Source organism: Corynebacterium afermentans subsp. lipophilum, from assembly GCF_030408375.1.
Taxonomy (GTDB): domain Bacteria; phylum Actinomycetota; class Actinomycetes; order Mycobacteriales; family Mycobacteriaceae; genus Corynebacterium; species Corynebacterium lipophilum.
Window position 1 is genome coordinate 1,251,944 of record NZ_CP046530.1, and the last position, 20,164, is coordinate 1,272,107.

The window sequence follows — 20,164 nt, forward strand, 5'->3', positions numbered from 1 at the left end:
AGCTTTCTGCCTATCGACGAAACCAGGGGTGCTAACCGCAATCAGCACCCGCCCTGGATGTTGGTTTATGCCCGGTTCCGGTCGTCAGGGGGAGCTTTTCCCGTCGCTTCTACCCCCGACTCAGACCGTAAAGGCCCACTGTGAAGTGCATCACCCGCGCGGGTTTTAGGTGGTCGGGCTCCCGTGCGTGTCCTCCACGCCCAGTTCGGCGGCGCGTTTGTCTGCGAGTGAGAGCAGGCGCCGGATGCGCCCGGCCACCGCGTCCTTGGTCATCTGCGGTTCCGCCAGCCGTCCCAGCTCCTCCAGGGAGGCGTGGCGGTGCTCTGCACGCAGGTAGCCGGCTTCGGCGAGGTGCTCCGGGACGTCGTCGCCGAGGATCTCCATGGCGCGCTCCACGCGTGCGGCGGCCGCCGCCGCGGCCTGGGCCGAGCGGCGGGTGTTCGCGTCGTCGAAGGTGGCGAGCCTGCTGTTGGCTTTCGCCTTCACGGCGCGGGATTCCCGCTTGGTGTCCCACTCGATGCGGGTGGCAGGCGCACCCATGCGGCTCAGCAGGATGCCGATAGCCTCGCCGTCGCGAAGCGTCACCCGCTCGATGCCACGGGTCTCACGCGTCTTGGCGGTCAGCCCCATGCGGCGAGCAAGCCCCACAAGCGCTAGCGCCGCCTCCTGGCCCGGGCAGGCGACCTCGAGGGTGGCGGTCCGGCCCGGTTCGGCCAGGTGCCCACGGGCGAGGAAGGCGCCGCGCCACGCAGCCTCCACCCCTGACATGTCGCCGGAGATGATTTGGCGTGGCATCCCCACCACTGGGTGTCCGGACGCGGTGACCAGCTTCAGGCGGCGGATGACGTCGGCGACACCGTCGTCGACACGCACCTCGTAGCGGGACTCGCGGCTTCCAGACGTCGGCGGGAGCAGTTCCACACTCGCCTCGACTGCGCACAGGTCCGTCAGCGCCACAGCTAGGCGCCGGGCAACCGCCTCCTCCTCGAAGTCGGCAACGATAGCGACACCGTTCTCGGACGGCTGGAACTCCCCGCCGAACCGGATCAACGCGGTCGCCTCCGCCGCGCGCATCTCGAGCCCGCCGCCGGTGGCGCGCAGGAGTTCGTCCTTGGCCTTCGCCGTGAGCGCCACGGGCGCCTCCCCTCGTTTACGTGTGTTGAAGCTTTGAACCGCCCAGCATTCTAGCGCGCCGGCCGGAGGGCCTTGAGAGCAGCTGCCAATTGCATCGGGTCGTGGCGGTTCAGCGGGGCGCCTTCGGCGTCGATTTCGCGCATGGGAGCGAAGACTACCTCGGCGTCGAGGCGGGAGGCGGCGCGCGCGATGTTGTCACGCTCGCCCTCGGAGGTGGCGGTGTTCTCGTCGGCGAGGAAGTAGTCCACGTCGAGCTGCGGGGCGTGCTGGGAGAACACGTGGATGTGCCGCTCGGTGGTAAACCCGTGGGTCTCCCCCGCCTCCGGCGACAGGTTCAGGATCACCACCACCGTTGCCGAGGTTTCGTTGAGCGCCTGCGCGATGTCGGGCACGAGGATGTGCGGGATCACCGAGGAGAACCAGGAGCCGGGACCGATGGTCACCACGTCCGCGTCCATGATCGCCTGCACCGCCGCCTCGCTCGCCGCCGGCTGTGACGGGGTGAGTCGAACGCGCCGCACCGCCCCAGGTGTGGTGGCCACCGCCACTTGACCACGCACGGAGCGCAGCACGCGTGGGTCGTCGTCAAGGCCCGCCACGTCCGCCTCAATGTCCAGCGGCTGCGGGCAGACCGGGATCACGCGGCCGGCCGATCCGGTCCACGTCGCAACTTGATCCAGCGCCGCCTGGGTGTCCCCGAGGCGCTCCGCCAGTCCCGTGATCAGGAGATTGCCTAGCGCGTGGCCAGCCATGGCGCCGTGCCCGCCGAAGCGGTGCTGCAAAGTGTCGCGCCACTGAGCGCCTCCCTCACCGTCGGCGGTTAGGGCCGCGAGCGCCATGCGCAGGTCCCCCGGCGGAACGATCTCCATCTCGCGGCGCAGGCGGCCAGAGGAGCCGCCGTCGTCCGCCACGGTGACCACGGCGTTGATCGTGGACGCACCAGCCTCACGCGCGGCGGTGAGCGTCTGGTACAGGCCGTGCCCTCCCCCAAGGCAGGTGAACGACGTATGGCTCAATTGACCCTTCTTTCTTACGGCCTAACCGACTCGCTTAGTGGCGCTCAAGATCGCGGTGGATCACGTTGACATCCACCTTGCCCTGCTGCCTCAAACGCTTTCCGACGGCCTCCGCCACCGCCACCGAGCGGTGGTGCCCGCCCGTGCAGCCGATGCCGACAGTGATGAAATCCTTGCCCTCGTGGCGGTAGCCGCCCAAAGTGCTGGAAAGCAGGTCGACGAAGTTGTCCACGTATTCGCGGGCACCGTCCTGGTTGAGCACATAGTCGGACACCGCCTGGTCGACGCCACGGAATTCCCGGAGCTCTTCCACCCAGTACGGGTTTGGCAGGAAACGAACGTCAAGCACAATATCAGCGTCGCGCGGCGAGCCGTGTTTGAACCCGAAGGATTCGATGGTGACGTGCTGGCGGCCCACCGGCAGCTCGCCGACGGAGGCCTCCACCGCCCGGCGCAGGTCGTGCACCGACAAGTTGGATGTGTCAATGATGACGTCCGCGGAGGCGCGCAACTCCTCCATCTCCTCCCGCTCGTGCTCGATGCCGGACTGCAGAGTGCCGTCGCCCTGCAGAGGGTGGGTGCGGCGCACCGAGTCGAAGCGGCGGATGAGCACGTCGTCGCGGGCCTCCAAGAACAGCACGAACGGCTCGTGGCCGCGCTCCCGGATCGTCGCGATGGTGCCGAGGAGCGAGCCGTTGAATTTCGCCGCGCGGATATCGCTGACCACCGCGAGCCGCTGCACCGGAGAATCGTCCGCAGCGGCCAAGTCCACCAGCTCCAAAATCAGCTGCGGCGGCAGGTTCTGGGAGACGAAAAAGCCTTTGTCCTCGAAGATCTTCGCTGCCGTGGACAAGCCGCCGCCGGACAGACCCGTGATGATCACGGGGCGCATCGTTGTCGCGGAATCTTCCTGGGGCAATGCGTGTGCGGAGGATGTCGTGGGCATAGGGATCATCCTAGACAAGGACGGGGCGAAGCGCCGGCGATTAGCAGTCTGCCTTTTACTGGTGCAGGTGCTGGTAGATAGTCTCCGCGAGTTTCGGGCCGACGCCCTTGACCTGCTGGATCTCCTCCACCGAGGCCTCCTTGATCTTCTTCACGGACCCGAAGTGCTTGACCAGGTCCGTGCGACGGGCGGGGCCAAGCCCCGGCACCGCGTCTAGCGCGGAGGCGCGCATCCGCTTGGAGCGCTGCTGGCGGTGGTATGTGATGGCGAAGCGGTGCGCCTCGTCGCGGATCTGCTGCAGCAGGTACATGCCCTCGGAGTTGCGGGGCAGGATGATCGGCTCGTCGTCGTCCGGCACCCACACCTCCTCCAGGCGCTTGGCTAGTCCGATGAGCTGCACGTCCACGATGCCCAGCTCGTCAAACACCGCCTGCGCAGCGTTGACCTGGGGCTTGCCGCCGTCGACGATGAACAACTGCGGCGGGTAGGCGAACCGCTTCGCGCCTGTGGACTCGTCCGCCTCGTCCGCGAACGTCTGCGCATCTGCGACCTCATCCGGGTTCGCCAGCTTGTCCTCGTTGTAGCGCTTGAAGCGGCGCCGGGTCACCTCGGCGATTGAGCCGACGTCGTCGGAACGGCCGTCGCCAGCGGCCTCCTTGATGCGGTAGCGGCGGTAGTCGTTCTTTTTTGGCAGGCCGTCCTCGAACACGACGAGCGACGCCACCACGTCCGTGCCCTGGATGTGCGAGATGTCGGTGCACTCGATGCGCAGCGGCGCCTCGTCCATGCCGAGGGCGTCCTGGATGTCCTGCAGCGCCTGAGAGCGGGCGGTGAGGTCGCCCACGCGCTTGAGTTTGTGCTGGTGCAGTGCCTCAGAGGCGTTCTTGTGCACCGTCTCCATCAGCGCGCGCTTGTCGCCGCGCTGCGGCACACGGATCTCCACCGGGCCGCCGCGCAACTCCGCGAGCAGCTCGGCGACCTCGGGCAGCTCCGCCGGCAGCGTTTCCACGAGGATCTCGCGCGGCACCGGCATCGGTGTCTTTGCCTTCGCGCGCGACTCCTGGTCCACGCCGCGGCGGCGCACCTTCTGCGCCTCAATCGTGCGGTCTTCCTCCTGCTCCTGCCGCACGCGCTCCACCGCGTCGGAGTAGTACTGCACCAGAAAGTTCTGCATTAGCGTAGGCAGGGTCGGGTCGGCCTGCCCCTGTTCCAGACGCTCGGCGGCCCCGGGCTCGTCGCCCGTTTTTTCCACCACCCAGCCGCGCTGGGCGCGGATGCGCCCGTCGCGGACGTTGAAGATCTGCACCGCCGCTTCCAGCTCGTCGGTGTCGAAGGCGATGACGTCGGCATCGGTGTCCTGCCCCAAAACCACAGTCTGGCGTTCCATGACCTTGTTTACGGCGCCGAGGTCGTCGCGAAGCCTGGCGGCCTTCTCAAACTCCAGGTTCTCGGACGCTTCCTGCATCTGCGCGGTGATCCCGCGCACGAGCTGGTCCGTGCGGCCCGACATGAAGCTCAAAAAGCCCTGCACGATCTCGTCGTAGGCGGCCTCGTCCACGCGCCCGACGCACGGGGCGGCGCACTTGTCGATGTAGCCGAGCAAGCACGGCCGCCCCAGCGACTCGTGCCGGTTGAACACGCCGTTGGAGCAGGTGCGGATGGGAAACACTCGCGTGAGCAGGTCGAGGGTTTCGCGCACAGCCCACGCGTGCGAGTACGGCCCGAAGTAGCGCACGCCCTTGCGCTTCGGCCCGCGGTAGAAGAACGCGCGCGGGTAGCGCTCCCTCACACTCACCGCGAGCATGGGGTACGTCTTGTCGTCGCGGTACATGACGTTGAACCACGGGTCGAAGCGCTTGATCCACGTGTACTCCAGCTGCAGCGCCTCCACCTCGGAGGCCACCACGGTCCACTCCACGGAGGCGCCGGTGTAGACCATCTGGCGGGTGCGCGGGTGCAGCGTGTGCGGCGGCTGGAAGTAGTTGTTCAGGCGCGCGCGCAGGTTCTTGGCCTTGCCCACGTAGATGACGCGGCCGTCGCGGTCGCGGAACTTGTATACCCCAGGGTCGGTCGGGATGGTGCCCGGCGCCGGGCGGTAACTTTGCGGATCCGCCAACGCTTAATCCTGCGGCATGTACTTGGCTTCGAGCGCGCGGAAGTCTTCCACGGCCTTCAAGGCGTGCTCCTTGTCGCCGGACTGGATGGCCCACAGGGGCACGTACTCGAACTCCGGCAGCTCAAGGCGCGCCATGCGCGAGCCCTTCGGAAAGCTCAGCCCGTAGATCACGGCCCACGGGTAGAAGCGGGTGCCGATGATGTTGCGCACCTGCACGCCGTCCTCGTTCGCGCGCACCCGCGGGCGCGTCAGCGCGATCCAGGACAGCACGGAGATGATCAGGCCGACACCGATGAAGGCGAACTTGTCCAGGCTGGTGATGGCCACGCCGGTGAACTCGGCGTCCACAGCCCAGGACATGAACACGTGCACAGCCATGACCAAAACAATCCAGCCCACGGCCACCTTGCGCAGAAACTTCGAGGTCAGTTCGAGTTCCCAGGGTTTCGTGGTGGTGGTGGCGTGCGGGTCGAGCGCGTTGAGGTAGGCAATCTCGTCCCGGTCCGAAAGTCCCGCGGTTTGGTGCTGTTCAGCCACTGCCTTACTCCTTACAAGCGCTCGAGCATTGTTGCGTGTCGACGTCCCAAAGGCCGCCCCACGCCCTCCGAGTTACCTTAACCCTTCAACGGCAGAGCGCGAACTTTGCGCAGTTCCGCAGCAGTGCCGGCGGCGGCGCGCATGGCTTCCGCGCCCTTATCTTCCTTGGCGTCCTCGCCGCCGGCGCGCTCGTAGGCCTGGTCCTCGTCGTCCACGGTGAGCACGCCGTTGCCCACCGGGGTCTGTTCGTCCAGCGCCACGCGGGTCAGTCCGGCGGTCACGGAGTCGCACACATACTGGAAGTGGGCCGTCTCGCCGCGGATGACGCAGCCGAGGGCGACCACTGCGTCGTAACGCTTGGCGCAGGCCTGCGCAACCACCGGCAGCTCGAGGGCGCCTGCGACGGCGTACTCCTCCACCTTCACGCCGAGCTCCCGGGCCTCATCCCGCGCGCCGGCGCGCAGCAGGTCGACGATCTTGTCGTTCCAGCGGGTGTAGACCACCGCGATGGTCATACCCTCCGCCTGTATGGAATAGTCCTCGGGTGCTCCGCTCGATGCCACTTACAGCTCCTTTTGGGTCCGTTTTAGGTTCCGTACCCCGGATGGGCGTGGAGCCACTCGGCCACGCCAGGAAGGTCGTGGCCCATCCGGTCGCGCTTGGTGCGCAGGTACTCGATGTTGTCGTGTGTGGGAACGATCTCAATCCTACTGCGGCGCGCCACCTCGGGGCCGTAACCCGCCAGCGCGTCGGACTTGTCCGGATTGTTGGTGAGCAGCTCGAAGGTGTCCACCCCCAGATCCGCCAGGATCTGCCCTGCCGCGGAGTACTCCCGTGCGTCCGCCGGCAGGCCCTGCTCCAGGTTCGCGTCCACGGTGTCGAGGCCCGCGTCCTGCAGCCGGTAGGCCTGCAGTTTCGCCATCAGCCCGATGCCGCGTCCCTCGTGCCCGCGCAGGTAGACCACCACCCCGCGGCCGGCGGCCTGGATGCGCCGCATGGATTCGCGCAGCTGCGGGCCGCAGTCGCAGCGCGTGGATCCGAACACGTCGCCGGTGAGGCACTCGGAGTGCACCCGCACCAACACATCGGAAGCGTGCGCAAGCTTCTCGACGCCTCCGGCAACCAACGCCACATGCTCCACCCCGGAGACAGTGTCGCGGTAGCCCACCGCGGTGAACTCACCCAACTCGGTGGGAAGCTTCGCCTGCGCGACGCGCTCGACGGTGCGCTCGTGGTGGCGGCGGTACTCGGCCAGCTGCTCGATGGAGATCATGGGCAGCCCATGGATGCCGGCGAAGCGGCGCAGCTCGCCGACACGCGCCATGTCCGTCGGGTCGTCCTCGGAGACGATCTCGCAAAGCGCACCAACCGGGGTCTTGCCCGCGAGCCGCGCCAGGTCCACGGCCGCCTCCGTGTGGCCGGGGCGTTCCAGCACTCCGCCTGCTTTGGCGCGCAGGGGCACCACGTGGCCGGGGCGGGTGAAGGACGCGGCGGTGGCGGAGTCGTCGGCAAGCAAGGCGATCGTCGTTGCGCGCGAGCGCGCGGAGATGCCGGTGGTGCCGGTGGCCGCGTCCACGGTGACGGCGTACGCGGTGCCGTGCAGGTCCTGGTTGTTCGCCACCATCGGCGGCAGCTCGAGCGCGGTGGCGCGCTCGTCCGACATGGACACGCAGATGTAGCCGGAGGTGTGGCGCACCATGAAGGCAACCAGTTCCGGGGTGGCGTCCTCGGCGGCGAAGATGAGGTCGCCCTCGTTCTCGCGGTCCTCGCTGTCCACCACAACGACGCCCTTGCCAGCGCGGATGGCGGCGAGAGCCTCCTCGACCGTATTCAACGTCATACCGTCCAAGCCTATCCCTGCACCATTTTCTCAACGTATTTGGCCACGATGTCCGCCTCCAGGTTCACTGGGTCGCCGGGTGCGAGCTCGCCGGCGGTGGTTTCGCGCATCGTGGTTGGGATAAGCGAGACTTCGAAGTAGCCTTCACCCACCGCTGAGACGGTCAAAGAGGTGCCGTTGACCGCGATGGAGCCTTTCTCGACGACGTAGCGGGAAAGCTGGCGCGGCAGCGTGAAGCGCACGACTTCCCAGTGCTCCGACGGGGTGCGCGAGACCACCTCGGCCACGCCGTCGACGTGGCCCTGGACGATGTGGCCGCCCATGCGCTGGCCCGCGGCGAGCGCCCGCTCAAGATTCACCTTGGAACCGGCCTTGTAGGTGCCGAGCCGGGAGCGGTCCAAGGTTTCGCGCATCACGTCCGCGGTGAAGGTGCCGGAGGCGTTGTCCACCACCGTCAGGCACACCCCGTCCACGGCGATCGAGTCGCCGGGTGCGGCATCTTCGGTGACTTTGGGGGCGCGGACGGCGATCCGGACGGCGTCGTCAAGCTGCTCAAGCTCCTCCACCACCCCGATTTCCTCAACGAGTCCCGTAAACATCTCTCTCCATTTCTATGAACACGTCGTTTCCCACCGGCCGCACGAGCGTCGTGCGGAAGCGGCGGGCGTCGGCGATAGTGCCTGCAATGGCGCGGTCCAGCACCCCGCGGCCGGCGCCGAGGAGCGCGGGCGCGATGTATGCCTGCACCGCGTCAACCAGATCGAGCTCGAGAAAGCTCGCGGCGAGTGCCGCGCCGCCTTCCACCAGCACGTCGCGCGCACCGGTCTCCCACAGCGCGTCCAGCGCCTCCGCAGGCGTGGCGTACTGCTCGAAGCCTAAGCGGGTGAGGTTGCCCTCGGGCACCTCCCGAGACCCGATTACCACGCGGCGCGGCTGGTGCTCGCGCAAGCTGCCGTCCGGGAACCGGGCGGTCAGCGACGGGTCGTCGGCGATCGCGGTGCCGGTTCCGACGATAATCGCGTCGAGCTTCGCGCGGTCCGCGTGCACCAGCTCCCGGGCGTCCTCGCCGGTGATCCACTTGCTCGTGCCGTCCGCCGCGGCGGTGAAGCCGTCGAGCGTGGAGGCGAACTTCAGCGTCACGCTCGGCCGGCCCAGGCGCACCGAGCGCAGCCAGGGCTGCAGCGCCGCGACCCGCACCGGCTGAAAGTCCACCTCGACGCCGTGGGCGCGCAAATAATCGGCTCCGCCGGCGGCCGCTTCGTCGGGGTCGGCGGTGAAATACACCACCCGCCGAATTCCCGCGTCCACGAGTGCGTGTGAGCAGGGCCCGGTGCGGCCGGTGTGGTTGCACGGCTCCAGGGTCACCGCGGCGGTAGCGCCCCGGGCGCGCTCGCCCGCTTCGCGCAGGGCGTTGATCTCTGCGTGCGGCCCGCCTGCCGGCGAGGTCGCGCCGGTGGCGATGAGCTCGCCGGAGGCGTCGACAAGCGCACAGCCCACCGGAGGATTTGGCGAGGTAGCGCCCCGGACGGACTCGCCGGCCTCGATCGCCGCGGAGATGGCGCCGAGTTCCTCGGTCACCCCTGCGCCGCCTCCCGGGCGAGCTCGCGCAGGCGCTCCACCGCCTCTGCCGGGTTGTCGGCGCCGAAGACCGCGGAACCGGCCACGAACGCATCCACGCCAGCCTCCGCAGCCTGCGCGATGGTCGCGCTCGCGATGCCGCCGTCAATGCCGATGATGGTGTCCAGGCCCGCCTCCTTGATGCGGTCTCGCAGCACCATCACCTTGCCCAAGACCTCCGGCATGAACTTCTGGCCGCCAAAACCCGGCTCCACACTCATGACCATGACCTGGTCGAAGTGCTCCAGATCGTCCAGGTACGGCTCAATCGCGGTACCAGGCTTGATGGCAAATCCGGACTGCACACCCAGCTCGCGGCACTGCTTCGCGGCCGCGACGTGGTCGCCCACGGCTTCGACGTGGAACACGAGACGGTCGCCGCCGGCTTTGACGTAGGTTTCGAACCAACGCTCCGGCTCTTCGATCATCAGGTGCATGTCCAGGAACTGATCCGTGACACCGTTGACCGCCTTGGTCACGTCCGGGCCGAAGGAGAGGTTGGGCACGAAGTGGCCGTCCATGATGTCCACGTGGATCAGGTCCGCGTTAGCCACCTTGCGCACGTCGTCGCCGAGCGCGGCGTAGTTCGCGGCCAGAATTGAGGGGGCGATCTGAATCATGGGCCCTACCTTAGCTTTTGCGCAGCACAGCGAAGAACATTGCGTCGGTGCCGTGGCGGTGCGGCCACATCTGCACGCTCGGGCCCTCGCCCACATCCTCCATGCCGGCCGCCCACTCGCGGGCGTCGAGCTCCTCCACGCCGCCTTTCGCCAATTGCTTTTCGACGATCCTCCGGGTCTCGCGCACATCCGGCGAGCACGTGGAGTAAACCACCACTCCACCCGGCTTGGCCAGGTTCACGGCAGATTGGAGCAGCTCTTCCTGCAGCTGGGTCAGCTCCGCGATGTCGTCTTCGGACTTCGTCCAGCGCGCCTCCGGACGCCGACGCAGCGCGCCCAGCCCGGAGCAGGGGGCGTCCACCAGGATGCGGTCGTAGCCCGGCTCGAGCTTCGGGTCGCGCCCGTCGGCGGTGTGGACGGTCACCGGCAGGCCGCGCACCGTCTTGGAGATCAGCTCCGCGCGGTGCGGGCTGACTTCGACGGCGTCGACCGTGGCGGCATCGATAGCCGCGATCGCCCCGATGAGCGCAGCCTTGCCGCCAGGGCCCGCACACAGGTCAAGCCAACGGCCTTGATCCTGCTCGACGGGGACCTCGGTGACAGCGCGCGCGATGATCTGCGAGCCCTCGTCCTGCACCGCAGCGAGGCCCTCGCGCACCGGCTCGAGCTGGCCTGGGTCCCCCTCCGGCAGGTACACCGCGTACGGCGAGTACGTGCCCTGCTCGCCGCCGGTGCTAAGCGCAAGCTCTTCCGCGGAGATCTCTCCCGGGCGCGCCACCAGGTGCACGACGGGGCGGGCCGAGTCCGCCTCGAGCGCGGCCTCCAGCTCGTCGCGCTTGTCGCCGAGCGCCTCAGAGAAGGAGTGCGCAATCCACTCCGGGTGGGCATGGGTGAACGCCAGCGCACCCAGCTCGCTGTCCGGGGCGAGGGTGCGCAGCCACTCGTCGGCGGGCGTGCGGGCGATGGAACGCAGCACACCGTTGGCGAAGCCCTTCGCCTTCTCGTGGCCGGCAGCCTCGACGAGCCGCACCGAGGTATCCACCGCGGCGTGATCGCCCACGCGGGTGTAGAGCAGCTGGTAAGCACCCAGGCGAAGCGCGGCGAGCACCTCGGGCACGATCCGTTCGAGCTCCCGCGAAGCGTTCTTCGCGATCACCGCGTCGAGCACCCCGAGGCTGCGCAACGTGCCGTAGGCCAGCTCGGTGGCGAACGCGGCGTCTCGGCCGGTGATCTTCCGCTCGCGCAGGATGCTGGGCAGGGTGAGGTTGGCAAAGGCGCCGTCACGGACGACGCGCAGCACCACCTCGAAGGCCGCCTCGCGCGCCGGGTCGCCGATGCTGGCCGGGCGCCCTTTCACCGTGTAGCGCTGGCGCCCGCCGCCCTGCTTGCGAGGCTGCTGCGCTGCACCGCGGCCCTGCTGCCGGTTGCGCTGGTGCGCCGGCTTGTCCTCGCGCCGTCCCGCGGAGCGCGACCTGAATCCTCCGCTCACTCGAACACCACTCCTTCTTTCGCGTCAGCGGCCAACCCGCGGGCCCAGTCCGCCGCGTTCATCATCTTCTTGCCCGGCGGCTGGATCGTGCCCAGTCGCACGTCCCCGTCGGCGGTGCCCACGAGCACCTCATTCTTGCCAAACGCGGCCTCACCCGGAGCCAACGAGCCCTCCCCGGTCGGGGTGACCGGGCCGAGCTTGAAGCGGTTCTCCCCGCGCATCGTCCACGCGCCCGGCGCCGGAGTGTGGGCGCGGATGCCGCGGTCGATCACGGCGGCCGGCTGGTTCCAGTCCACTCGGGCGTCCGTAGGGGTGATCTTGTGGGCGTAGGTGCCCTCTTCCGGTTGCGGTGTCGGTTCCGCGGTGCTTGCCTCCAGCGCATCCATGGTTTCAACCAGCAGGTCAGCACCCGCGTAGGCGAGGCGCTCCAGCAGCTCGCCGCTGGTTTCCGCCTCGCCGATCTCGGTTTCCAACGTGTCCAGGATGTCGCCGGTGTCCAGGCCCTCGTTGATTCGGAAGGTGGTCGCGCCGGTGACCGCGTCCCCGGCGGCGATCGCAGCCTGCACCGGTGCCGCCCCGCGCCACTGAGGCAGCAGAGAGAAATGCAGGTTTACCCAGCCGTGCTTCGGGATGTCCAGCATGTCGGCCGGGATGAGGTTGCCGTAGGCCACCACCGGGATCGCGTCAGGTGCCAGCTCCTCCAGTTGCTGCCGGATGGCGTCGTCGCGCGTGAGGCTTTCCGGGGTGAGTACCTCAATGCCGTGCTCGACGGCGAGCGCCTTGACCGGCGACGGGTGCAGCGTGCGCCCACGGCCGCGGCGCGCGTCCGGGCGGGTGAGCACCGCGACGACCTCGTGGTCGGAGGCGATGAGCCGCTCGAGTGCCGCGGCGGCGGGTTCGGGGGTGCCGGCGAATACGAGTCGCATAAAAACGTTCTCCTTAGCTCCAGTCGGCGGCCCGGATCGCCGCCATCGCTTCCTTGCGTTGCTCCGATGCCATCCTGCGCATGAACATCACGCCATCCAAATGGTCCGCTTCGTGCTGGATGCAGCGCGCCAACAACCCGGTGCCGCGCAGGGTAAGCGGGCGCCCGTAGCAGTCCTGGCCGCGGGCCACCACCGTCCTGTGGCGGGTGACCTCCCCGCGCACGTCCGGCACCGACAGGCAGCCCTCGACGCCGGTCTGCATCTTGTCGCCCAACGGTTCCCACACGGGGTTGACGATATGCCCGCGCATGCCCTGGCAGTCGAAAACAAAGATCCGGCGCGCAAGCCCGATCTGGTTCGCGGCCAGGCCCACCCCGCCAGCGTGGTCCATGGTTTCCAGCATGTCGGCGACCAGCCGTTCGAGGGCGGCATCGAAAACCGTGACCTCTGCCGCAGCGGTGTTGAGCACTGGGTCGCCGAACAGGCGGATGTCGCGGATAGCCATGGGGTGCAAGTGTAGTGCCACGCCCAAACACGCGACCCAGCTAGCCGATGTCCACCGGATTGACCTGGATGCGAAGCGGCAGGTCCTGCTTCGCCGTCGTCCACGCTACCGCTCCCGCGCGAAGGGCCTTGCCCAGCGCGGTGCGCCCGGCTAGCGGGGTGCGCACCAGTATCCGCTGCGCGGGGCCGAGCGCCTGCCTGTTCCATTCGCCCGGCAGCCGCACCCCCGGCGGCAGGTCCACCGGGCCGAGCAGCTCGGCGTGCTCGGGTAGCTCGGTGCGGGCGAAGAACTCGTCTAACCCGTCGCGCGGGGCATCCACCACCGCCACGTGCACCGCCGGCGGGAAACGCGCCTCGCGCCGCAGCGACAGCTCGAGGGCTGCGAACCCGCGCGCGTCCCAGCGGATCAGGTGCTGCACCACCGGCAGCGAGGGCTCTGCCACCACGACCACTTCCCCGCCGGCGCTGTGCGGCTGCACCAGCGTGGCCGCCCCCATCCACTTGGCAAAGGTGTCCTCCACCGCGCGCAGGTCCGGCCGTTGCATCAGCGCCCAGGCGTCCAGGAGCACTGCCGCACCGTAGCCTCCCTCAACGTGCGGCTCCGCACCCGGCGTGGCTACCACCAACGCCGGACCCGGCTGCACCTGCGCACGCACGTTCTCGCCGCCAGAGGTGATCACCTTGTACTTGGCAAAGGCCCGCCCCAGCTCCTCCGCCGTGCGCTCCGTGCCCAACACCACCGCGCGCAGCCTGCGCGAGCCGCAGGCCGGGCACACGTGCGCCGGGTCCATCCGCCCACACCACCGGCACGTCGGCGCCGCGGCCTCGCCGCCCGAAGGCAGGCTCAGCGGCCCGTTGCACCACCGGCAGCGCGCCGGTGTCCGGCATTGCCCGCACGCGAGCGACTGGATGTAGCCGGTGCGCGGCACTTGGAACAGCACAGGGGTACCGCGCGCGAGCGCTTGTGCCGCCGCTTGGAACGCCGACGACGGCAGGCGAGCCTGCTTCGCGCGCGGGTCGCGCTCCATCTCAAAGTCCGAATCCCCCGCGGCGTGGATGTACGGCGAACGGGTGCGCAGGCTCTGGCGTGGGGCGACCAGCTCATGCATCCACCCGGATTCCACCAGCAGCTGCGCCTCGGCCGTGCGTGCATGCCCGCCGAGAATCAACGAGCACCCCTCCTGCGCCGATCGCGTTGTCAGCACCTCGCGCGCGTGCACGTACGGCGCGCGCGGGTCCACCAGGTTGTCGTCGCCGTCGAACATGAGCGCCGCAAACCGCAGGTTTTCCACCGGCGCGAACGCTGCCGAGCGCGTGCCCACCACAATCCGGCCCTGCCCGTGCAGCACCGATAAGTAGCGCGAGTACCGCGCCTGCGGTCCCTGCGATGCCGTCAGGATTGTCACCTGCCGCGCACCGACGATCTCTTTCAGCGCCGCCTCGCACGCGTTCACGTCTTTCTGGTCCGGCACCACAATCAGCGCGCCCGCCCCGTCCAACGCCACCTTCGCCGCCAGCGACGCCAACGCCGCAGCCCAGTCGTCCCCCGGTGCAACCTGCCACGCCGCCCGCGCAATCTTGCCGGCCACCACCGCGTCCACGAAGGACTCGCCAAAGGTGTACGCAGTCCACGCCGACAAGTCCGGCTCCCTGGCCTCCCCCAATTCCTCCCAGGGAGTGGAGGTGTCCGTTTCCTCCGCCTTCGCGTGGCGCGCCGGGATAGCAGAGCGGTAGATATCGGATCGCACGCCCGCATAGCGGTCCGCGAGTGCGTCGATAAGCTCGCGCGTTTTCGCCGGAGCAACAACCTCCGGCGAGATGACCCGCTCGATGAAGCGCAACGACCCCTCGTGCCGCGATTTCGAAGCGCGCTCGAGTACCACCGCGTCCACGAGCCGACCCGCAAAGCGCACGCGCACCCGCACCCCGGGCTGCACCGCGTCCGCATCCTGGGAGGGCACCAGGTAGTCGAAGGGCCTGTCCAGATGCGCGAGACCGAGCATGGGCAACACGCGCGCGACTGGGGCTTCGGCGGCGGGCGTGTCAGACATGACCCCGGATTCTAAACCACCGCCCGACACCGCCTTCGAGCGCGAACACCCCAATCGCCCACTCGGGGCTTGTTTGGGGTACTAATAAGGCTGAAGGAATCATTCTCACGCGCGTTTGAAAGACCCCGCCACCCTAATGAAACGCCTGTTTACCGTAGTCGCCTCCGCCACCCTCCTCGCCGCAGCGGCGCTCTCGCCTACCCCCGCCTCCGCTGATGCGGCGAAAGTGACGCAGCTGGCCCTGCGGGAAGGCGCGCAGATCATCCCCGGCGATTCCTTCGGCCCCATCCTCGCGCAGGGAGCAGGTTCGCCTATCGACGGCAGCTCCGCTTTCATCACCGGCTCCTCCGACCACGCACGCAGCGTCGTCGAGGATGGCTGGCGCCGCGCCTACGACGGCCTCCCTAACCAGATGAAGCAGGCCGTGCCCCCGCACCTGCGCCCGCCGGAACCGGCGAAACCGGCCGACGTCACCGTGGTGCCCGCGCAGGAGCCTTCTCCTTCGCCCGTGCCGCCGAAGTGCTACAACTGCGTCGCCATCACCTACGACGACGGCCCGGTCCCCGGCTCCACCGAGCGTCTGCTGGACATCCTCAAGCGCAAGGACGCGCACGCCACCTTCTTCGTGGTGGGCCGCAACGCCAACGCCTACCCGCAGATTCTGCGCCGGATCCGCGACGAGGGCCACACCATCGGTAACCACTCCGTCGACCACCCCGACCTGGCCAGGCAGTCCGATGCCGCAATCGCCGCCCAACTGGACGGCACGAACGCCGCGCTGAACAAGCAGGCCGGCGTGGAGCCGCACTGGATTCGCCCGCCGTACGGTTCCTACGATTCGCGCGTGGCCTCCGCCGCCGGCGATCGCGGCATGTCGCTGGCCATCTGGGACGTGGACACGGCAGACTGGCAGCACCGCAACCCAACCACCACCTGCAAGCGTGCGGTCGACGGCGCGCGCGAAGGCTCCATCATCCTCATGCACGACATCCACGAGCCCACCGTCGACGCGGCGGAGTGCGTCATCGACGGTCTGCGCGCCAAGGGGCTCAATCCGGTCGGGCTCGATGAAATGATCAAGCGCCCCGAAATCGGTCACGTGTACACGAGGGCGGATTAGACCTAAACTGCGGGCGTGAGTGAACAAACGCAGAAGACCGCCCGCACCGGTTGGCTCAAAGCGGTTCCCTACGCCACGGTGGCCGCCTACGCCCTCGGCCCGCTGCTGCTCATCCCCGCGGTGAGCAGCCCGTGGCCGGTCGTGGCCTACATCTTCGCGGTGGCCGCCATCGCCGGGCTTATCGACGGCATCGCGTTCCGCCCGAACTGGTCCTTGCCACTGCTAGCCGGATTCGGCTTCTGGATTGCTAAGGCCCTCTACTTCAACGACGGCACGTTCATCTATGTGCTTGGCGCAGCGTTGACCTGCGCGGCGGCGATGGGGCTTGGGTCGTTGGTGGGCGGCAGCTCGTCGAGAAGCGAAGCGACGGTGTAGCCGGTGGAGACTTGGAGCCTGAACCACCCCGACTACGGCCTGATCGAGGTCCGTGTCGGCTTCGACCGCGACTTTGCCGCAGAGGACGCGAGCTGGCCCGGCGAGGAAGCCGAGAAGCCGGGGACGATAGCAACCGCGGAAAGTTCGTTGAAAGAACGCCTTCAACTGTGGTCGAAAAACCCCTCCGAGCGCATGGAGGTGCGCGTCGACAGCGCGGTGCAGCACCGCTACAACGACATCACCAGCACCCGTCTACCGCTGTTCGGCGACGGCCCGAAAGACGAGCTGGAAACACCGATGCTGGTGGGACTCGACCGTGCGAAGCCGCACCTGAAGCTGCGGGTCAGTGGCTTGGATGAGCTGCTGAGCGTGGAGTTCCGCGAAGGCGACACGGTGGTGGAGTTCGACCCTCCCGCTGGCTCACGCGGCGCGCACCGTCGCGAAACCATGGAGTCCAGCGAGCTCAAGCGCACCCTGATCCCCATGGCCGAAGGCTTGGGCAAGGGTGGATGGGCGCTCGCCGTGCTGCTGCTCGGGCCGATCCTCTCCCGGTTTTTCAAGTGGTTGCTGGGTTTTCTGCCCGACTGGGACCTGCCGGACTGGCAGCTGCCGCACATGGACCTGCCGGTACCTGAGTTGCCGAAGCTCGATTTGCCGCTGCCCGACATCAACTGGCCAAATTTCGACCTGCCCGAGGTGCCCGAGTGGGCGCTCTGGCTGATGGAGTACTCCAAGATTTGGGTGCCGGTGATCATCGGCATCGTTGTCGGCGTAGTCGCGCTGCGCAACCACAAGCGCTCCGAGAGAGAAAAAGCCGCCTGGAGCAACCACCAGGCGGCAGAAAAGATGGAGACGGACTAGACGCCGGCGGCGGCCTTGAGGTCGTCGACCTTGTTGGTGCGTTCCCACGGCACGTCGATGTCCGTGCGGCCGAAGTGGCCGTATGCGGCAGTCTGCGCGTAGATCGGGCGCTTGAGGTCCAGTTCGCGGATGATCACCTCCGGGCGCAGGTCAAAGACCTTCTCCACCGCCTGCTGGATGCTCTCGTCCGTCTGCCCCTCGGTGGCGGTGCCGAACGTCTCAACGTACAGACCCACCGGGTTCGCGCGGCCGATGGCGTAAGCGACCTGCACCTCGACGCGCTCCGCCAGGCCCGCGGCGACGATGTTCTTGGCCACCCAGCGCATCGCGTACGCGCCGGAGCGGTCCACCTTTGACGGGTCCTTGCCGGAAAACGCGCCGCCGCCGTGGCGGGCCATACCGCCGTAGGTGTCCACGATGATCTTGCGGCCAGTCAGGCCTGCGTCACTCATCGGGCCGCCCTGGATGAAGGAGCCGGACGGGTTGACCAGCACCTTGGTGTCTTCACGGTAGTAACGCTCCAGGTCGGCGTCTTTGAGCACCCAGTTGATCACGTGCTCGCGCAGCGCCGCCTCCAGCGGCTCGCCGGTGAAGTCCGGGTCGTGCTGCGTGGAGATGACGATCGTGTCGATGAACACCGGGGTCTGACCATCATAAGCGAAGGTCACCTGTGTCTTGCCGTCCGGGCGCAGCCCGTCCACGATGCCCTCGTGGCGCACCTGGGACAGTCGGCGCGCCAGGCGGTGCGCCGTGGAGATCGGCAACGGCATGAACTCCGGTGTCTCGTTGGTGGCGTAGCCGAACATCAGGCCCTGATCGCCCGCGCCGGTCTGGTCCTCCGCGCCGGTGGAGGTGTTCTCGCGGACCTCCTGGGAGGTCACCACGGAATCGTGGATCTCCGTGGATTGGTCGCCGATGGCGATGTTCACGCCGCAGCTGCGGCCGTCGAAGCCGACCTCGGAGGAGTCGAAGCCGATCTCCACCAGTTTCTCGCGCACAATCCGGGCGATGTTTGAGTAGGCGGAGGTCCGCACCTCTCCCGCCACGTGCACCTGACCGGTCGTGGCGAGGGTCTCCACGGCCACCTTCGCGTCCGGGTCCTGGGCGAGCATGTCGTCCAGGATCGTGTCCGAGATCGCGTCGCAAATCTTGTCGGGGTGGCCCTCGGTGACCGATTCGCTTGTGAACAAGCGGAAGTACGTATCAGTGGACAAAGCAGTCTTTCCTTTGCATTTGGGCGGACGGGTTGCGTTCCGGCGCACCTGCTGGGCGGCTCAGCTGAGTACAGGCTGAAACGGAAGCGGCACGTCGTTTAAGCCATGCCCACGATAGACCAAGCTGTCTAAATGTGCAATGTCACTACGCGAGACGCTCTACCGCGTCCCAGATGTGCACTGCGACCTCGTGCTTAGTGCCGTCCGGAATCTCCTCTTCGCCCCCGCCGGCGCTGAGCAGCCAGCCACGGTTGCGGGCCTGCCCGAACACGCCACCGCCGGCCACGGAGTTGAGCATGAGCATGTCCGCGCCCTTTCGCTTGAGTTTCGCGCGGCCGTTTTCCAGCTCGTTGTCCGTCTCCGCGGCGAACCCGATAATGGTCGCGGCGATCTGTCCCGCCTCGCGCATGCCTACGAGGTCCTTGAGAATGTCCGGGTTTTCGGTGAGTCGGATCGTGGACAACGCGTCGTCTGCCTGGCCCTTCTTCAGCTTCGTGTTCGCTTCCGCTTCTGGACGAAAATCTGCCACCGCGGCCGCCATGATCACCACGTCAGCGTCCGGTGCGCGATCCACCATCGCCTGCCGCATCTCGCGGGTGGAGCCGACCTTGACTACCTCCGCACCCGACGGCGGTTCCAGCTCGTCGGTCGCGCCCGCCACGATGGTCACTTTCGCGCCGCGCTGCGCGGCGATGTCGCCCAGGGCGTAGCCCTGCTTGCCGGAGGACCGGTTGCCGATGTAGCGCACCGGGTCGATGTTCTCCTGGGTGCCACCCGCGCTGATCAGCACTCGTTTGCCCGCAAGCGTCTGGGTGAACGCTGTCGTGCCGTTCGTGCTCAAAACAGTGCGCGCCAGCTGGGCGATCACATCCGGCTCCGGCAAGCGCCCAGGACCTGTGTCTTTACCGGTAAGCCGCCCGTGCGCGGGCTCGAGCACGGTGATCCCGCGCTCGCGCAGCGTTGCGACATTCACCTGCGTCGCCGGGTTGAGCCACATCTCCGTGTGCATGGCTGGCGCCAGCACCACCGGACACGTAGCCACGAGAATGGTGGAGGTGAGCAGGTCGTCTGCCCGTCCGGCGGCCACCCGGGCAATCAGGTCCGCCGTCGCGGGCGCCACGACGATCAGATCCGCCTCCTGCCCCACCCTCACATGCTGCACCTCGTCCACGCGGGTGAAGACGCTGGTGTCCACCGGGTTGCCGCTCAGCGCTTCAAACGTGGCGGCGCCAACGAAGTTCAGCGCGTTTGTGGTCGGGATGACGCGAACCTCGTCCCCCGCCTCTTTGAAGTTGCGAACCAGGTGGCACGCCTTGTACGCGGCGATTCCGCCGGATACTCCAATGACTACACGCAGCGGTTGCGTTGGATTCTGGGCCGAATTCTGGGCTTCGCTCATGAGCCCCAAGCATACAAAAACCGCCGCCGCCCAGCGGTGTTGCTGGGCGGCGGCGGTGACCTACCGTGCGCTACTGCTGCGCGACAGGCTTACTGGCCTTCCTCGTGCTCGAGCAGGCCTGCCTCGATCTCGCGCAGAGCGATCGACAGCGGCTTCTCGCCCGGCTCCGGGGAAACCAGCGGTCCCACGAACTCGAAGACACCGTCCTCGGAATTCTGGTAGAAGCTGTTGATCTGGCGGGCACGCTTCGCTGCGAAGATGACGAGCGCGTACTTCGACGACACTTTCGTCAAAAGCTCGTCGATCGGGGGCGCCGTAATGCCCTCCGGAGTGTCGTAGACGTTTTCCTGCTGGGGGGTTTCCTCGGCAGCGGACGTCTCGGACAGATCCTTAGTTGTG

At 67.8% G+C, this 20,164-nt stretch carries 20 protein-coding genes; 3 read left to right on the top strand and 17 right to left on the bottom strand.

What is annotated here, in order from left to right; genetic code table 11:
- Nucleotides 1–165: 165 nt before the first annotated feature.
- From whiA to CAFEL_RS06060, 14 genes are all read right to left on the bottom strand, one after another.
- A complete protein-coding gene (gene whiA / locus CAFEL_RS05995; protein WP_194559312.1) occupies nt 166–1,134 on the bottom strand; it encodes a DNA-binding protein WhiA in 969 nt (322 codons plus the stop codon).
- Between the two features lie 50 nt (nt 1,135–1,184).
- Nucleotides 1,185–2,150, bottom strand: coding sequence for a gluconeogenesis factor YvcK family protein (locus tag CAFEL_RS06000; RefSeq protein ID WP_194559313.1), 966 nt, complete (start codon nt 2,148–2,150; stop codon nt 1,185–1,187).
- 34 nt (nt 2,151–2,184) lie between these two features.
- Entirely contained in the window at nt 2,185–3,096 is a 912-nt protein-coding gene (gene rapZ / locus CAFEL_RS06005) for an RNase adapter RapZ (protein ID WP_228496168.1), read from the bottom strand.
- Nucleotides 3,097–3,151: 55 nt separating this feature from the next.
- A complete protein-coding gene (gene uvrC, locus CAFEL_RS06010; RefSeq protein WP_194559315.1) occupies nt 3,152–5,212 on the bottom strand; it encodes an excinuclease ABC subunit UvrC in 2,061 nt (686 codons plus the stop codon).
- A 3-nt stretch (nt 5,213–5,215) separates the two neighbouring features.
- Nucleotides 5,216–5,749, bottom strand: a complete 534-nt coding sequence (locus CAFEL_RS06015) for a PH domain-containing protein (protein WP_194559316.1) — start codon at nt 5,747–5,749, stop codon at nt 5,216–5,218.
- A 77-nt stretch (nt 5,750–5,826) separates the two neighbouring features.
- Nucleotides 5,827–6,312: a 6,7-dimethyl-8-ribityllumazine synthase gene (ribH, locus tag CAFEL_RS06020; RefSeq protein ID WP_194559317.1), complete on the bottom strand. Its 486-nt coding sequence runs from the start codon at nt 6,310–6,312 to the stop codon at nt 5,827–5,829.
- A 23-nt stretch (nt 6,313–6,335) separates the two neighbouring features.
- Nucleotides 6,336–7,589, bottom strand: a complete 1,254-nt coding sequence (locus CAFEL_RS06025) for a bifunctional 3,4-dihydroxy-2-butanone-4-phosphate synthase/GTP cyclohydrolase II (RefSeq protein WP_194559318.1) — start codon at nt 7,587–7,589, stop codon at nt 6,336–6,338.
- Nucleotides 7,590–7,600: 11 nt separating this feature from the next.
- A complete protein-coding gene (locus CAFEL_RS06030) occupies nt 7,601–8,188 on the bottom strand; it encodes a riboflavin synthase (protein WP_194559319.1) in 588 nt (195 codons plus the stop codon).
- Nucleotides 8,169–9,167, bottom strand: coding sequence for a bifunctional diaminohydroxyphosphoribosylaminopyrimidine deaminase/5-amino-6-(5-phosphoribosylamino)uracil reductase RibD (ribD, locus tag CAFEL_RS06035; RefSeq protein WP_290171959.1), 999 nt, complete (start codon nt 9,165–9,167; stop codon nt 8,169–8,171). Before ribD ends, CAFEL_RS06030 begins: the two co-directional genes overlap by 20 nt.
- Complete coding sequence (rpe, locus tag CAFEL_RS06040; protein ID WP_194559320.1) at nt 9,164–9,826, bottom strand: ribulose-phosphate 3-epimerase; 663 nt, start codon at nt 9,824–9,826, stop codon at nt 9,164–9,166. The genes ribD and rpe overlap by 4 nt, the downstream gene beginning before the upstream one ends.
- A 10-nt stretch (nt 9,827–9,836) precedes the next feature.
- Entirely contained in the window at nt 9,837–11,315 is a 1,479-nt protein-coding gene (locus tag CAFEL_RS06045; RefSeq protein ID WP_194559321.1) for an RsmB/NOP family class I SAM-dependent RNA methyltransferase, read from the bottom strand.
- Nucleotides 11,312–12,241 (bottom strand): methionyl-tRNA formyltransferase, encoded by a 930-nt coding sequence (fmt, locus tag CAFEL_RS06050; protein WP_194559322.1) that lies wholly within the window; start codon nt 12,239–12,241, stop codon nt 11,312–11,314. The genes CAFEL_RS06045 and fmt overlap by 4 nt, the downstream gene beginning before the upstream one ends.
- A gap of 13 nt (nt 12,242–12,254) precedes the next feature.
- The gene (gene def / locus CAFEL_RS06055) at nt 12,255–12,746 is read right to left on the bottom strand and encodes a peptide deformylase (RefSeq protein ID WP_194559323.1); all 492 of its coding nucleotides are present in this window, start codon (nt 12,744–12,746) and stop codon (nt 12,255–12,257) included.
- 40 nt (nt 12,747–12,786) lie between these two features.
- Nucleotides 12,787–14,796 (bottom strand): primosomal protein N', encoded by a 2,010-nt coding sequence (locus tag CAFEL_RS06060; RefSeq protein ID WP_194559324.1) that lies wholly within the window; start codon nt 14,794–14,796, stop codon nt 12,787–12,789.
- Nucleotides 14,797–14,932: 136 nt separating this feature from the next.
- Between CAFEL_RS06060 and CAFEL_RS06065 the strand changes: the two genes are divergently transcribed.
- The 3 genes from CAFEL_RS06065 to CAFEL_RS06075 are packed head-to-tail and all read left to right on the top strand — an operon-like array spanning nt 14,933 to nt 17,152.
- Nucleotides 14,933–15,916, top strand: coding sequence for a polysaccharide deacetylase family protein (locus tag CAFEL_RS06065; protein WP_194559325.1), 984 nt, complete (start codon nt 14,933–14,935; stop codon nt 15,914–15,916).
- Between the two features lie 15 nt (nt 15,917–15,931).
- Nucleotides 15,932–16,291: a hypothetical protein gene (locus CAFEL_RS06070; protein ID WP_194559326.1), complete on the top strand. Its 360-nt coding sequence runs from the start codon at nt 15,932–15,934 to the stop codon at nt 16,289–16,291.
- Between the two features lie 3 nt (nt 16,292–16,294).
- Nucleotides 16,295–17,152: a hypothetical protein gene (locus CAFEL_RS06075; RefSeq protein WP_194559327.1), complete on the top strand. Its 858-nt coding sequence runs from the start codon at nt 16,295–16,297 to the stop codon at nt 17,150–17,152.
- Here CAFEL_RS06075 and metK read toward each other — a convergent pair.
- The 3 genes from metK to rpoZ all read right to left on the bottom strand — a co-directional run bounded on the left by metK (nt 17,149) and on the right by rpoZ (nt 20,151).
- Nucleotides 17,149–18,366, bottom strand: coding sequence for a methionine adenosyltransferase (metK, locus tag CAFEL_RS06080; RefSeq protein WP_194559328.1), 1,218 nt, complete (start codon nt 18,364–18,366; stop codon nt 17,149–17,151). The genes CAFEL_RS06075 and metK overlap by 4 nt on opposite strands.
- Before the next feature lie 145 nt (nt 18,367–18,511).
- Nucleotides 18,512–19,765 carry a bifunctional phosphopantothenoylcysteine decarboxylase/phosphopantothenate--cysteine ligase CoaBC gene (gene coaBC / locus CAFEL_RS06085; RefSeq protein WP_194559329.1) on the bottom strand — a complete coding sequence of 418 codons (1,254 nt, stop codon included), beginning with the start codon at nt 19,763–19,765 and terminating at the stop codon, nt 18,512–18,514.
- Nucleotides 19,766–19,854: 89 nt separating this feature from the next.
- Nucleotides 19,855–20,151: a DNA-directed RNA polymerase subunit omega gene (rpoZ, locus tag CAFEL_RS06090; protein ID WP_194559819.1), complete on the bottom strand. Its 297-nt coding sequence runs from the start codon at nt 20,149–20,151 to the stop codon at nt 19,855–19,857.
- Nucleotides 20,152–20,164 lie beyond the last annotated feature (13 nt).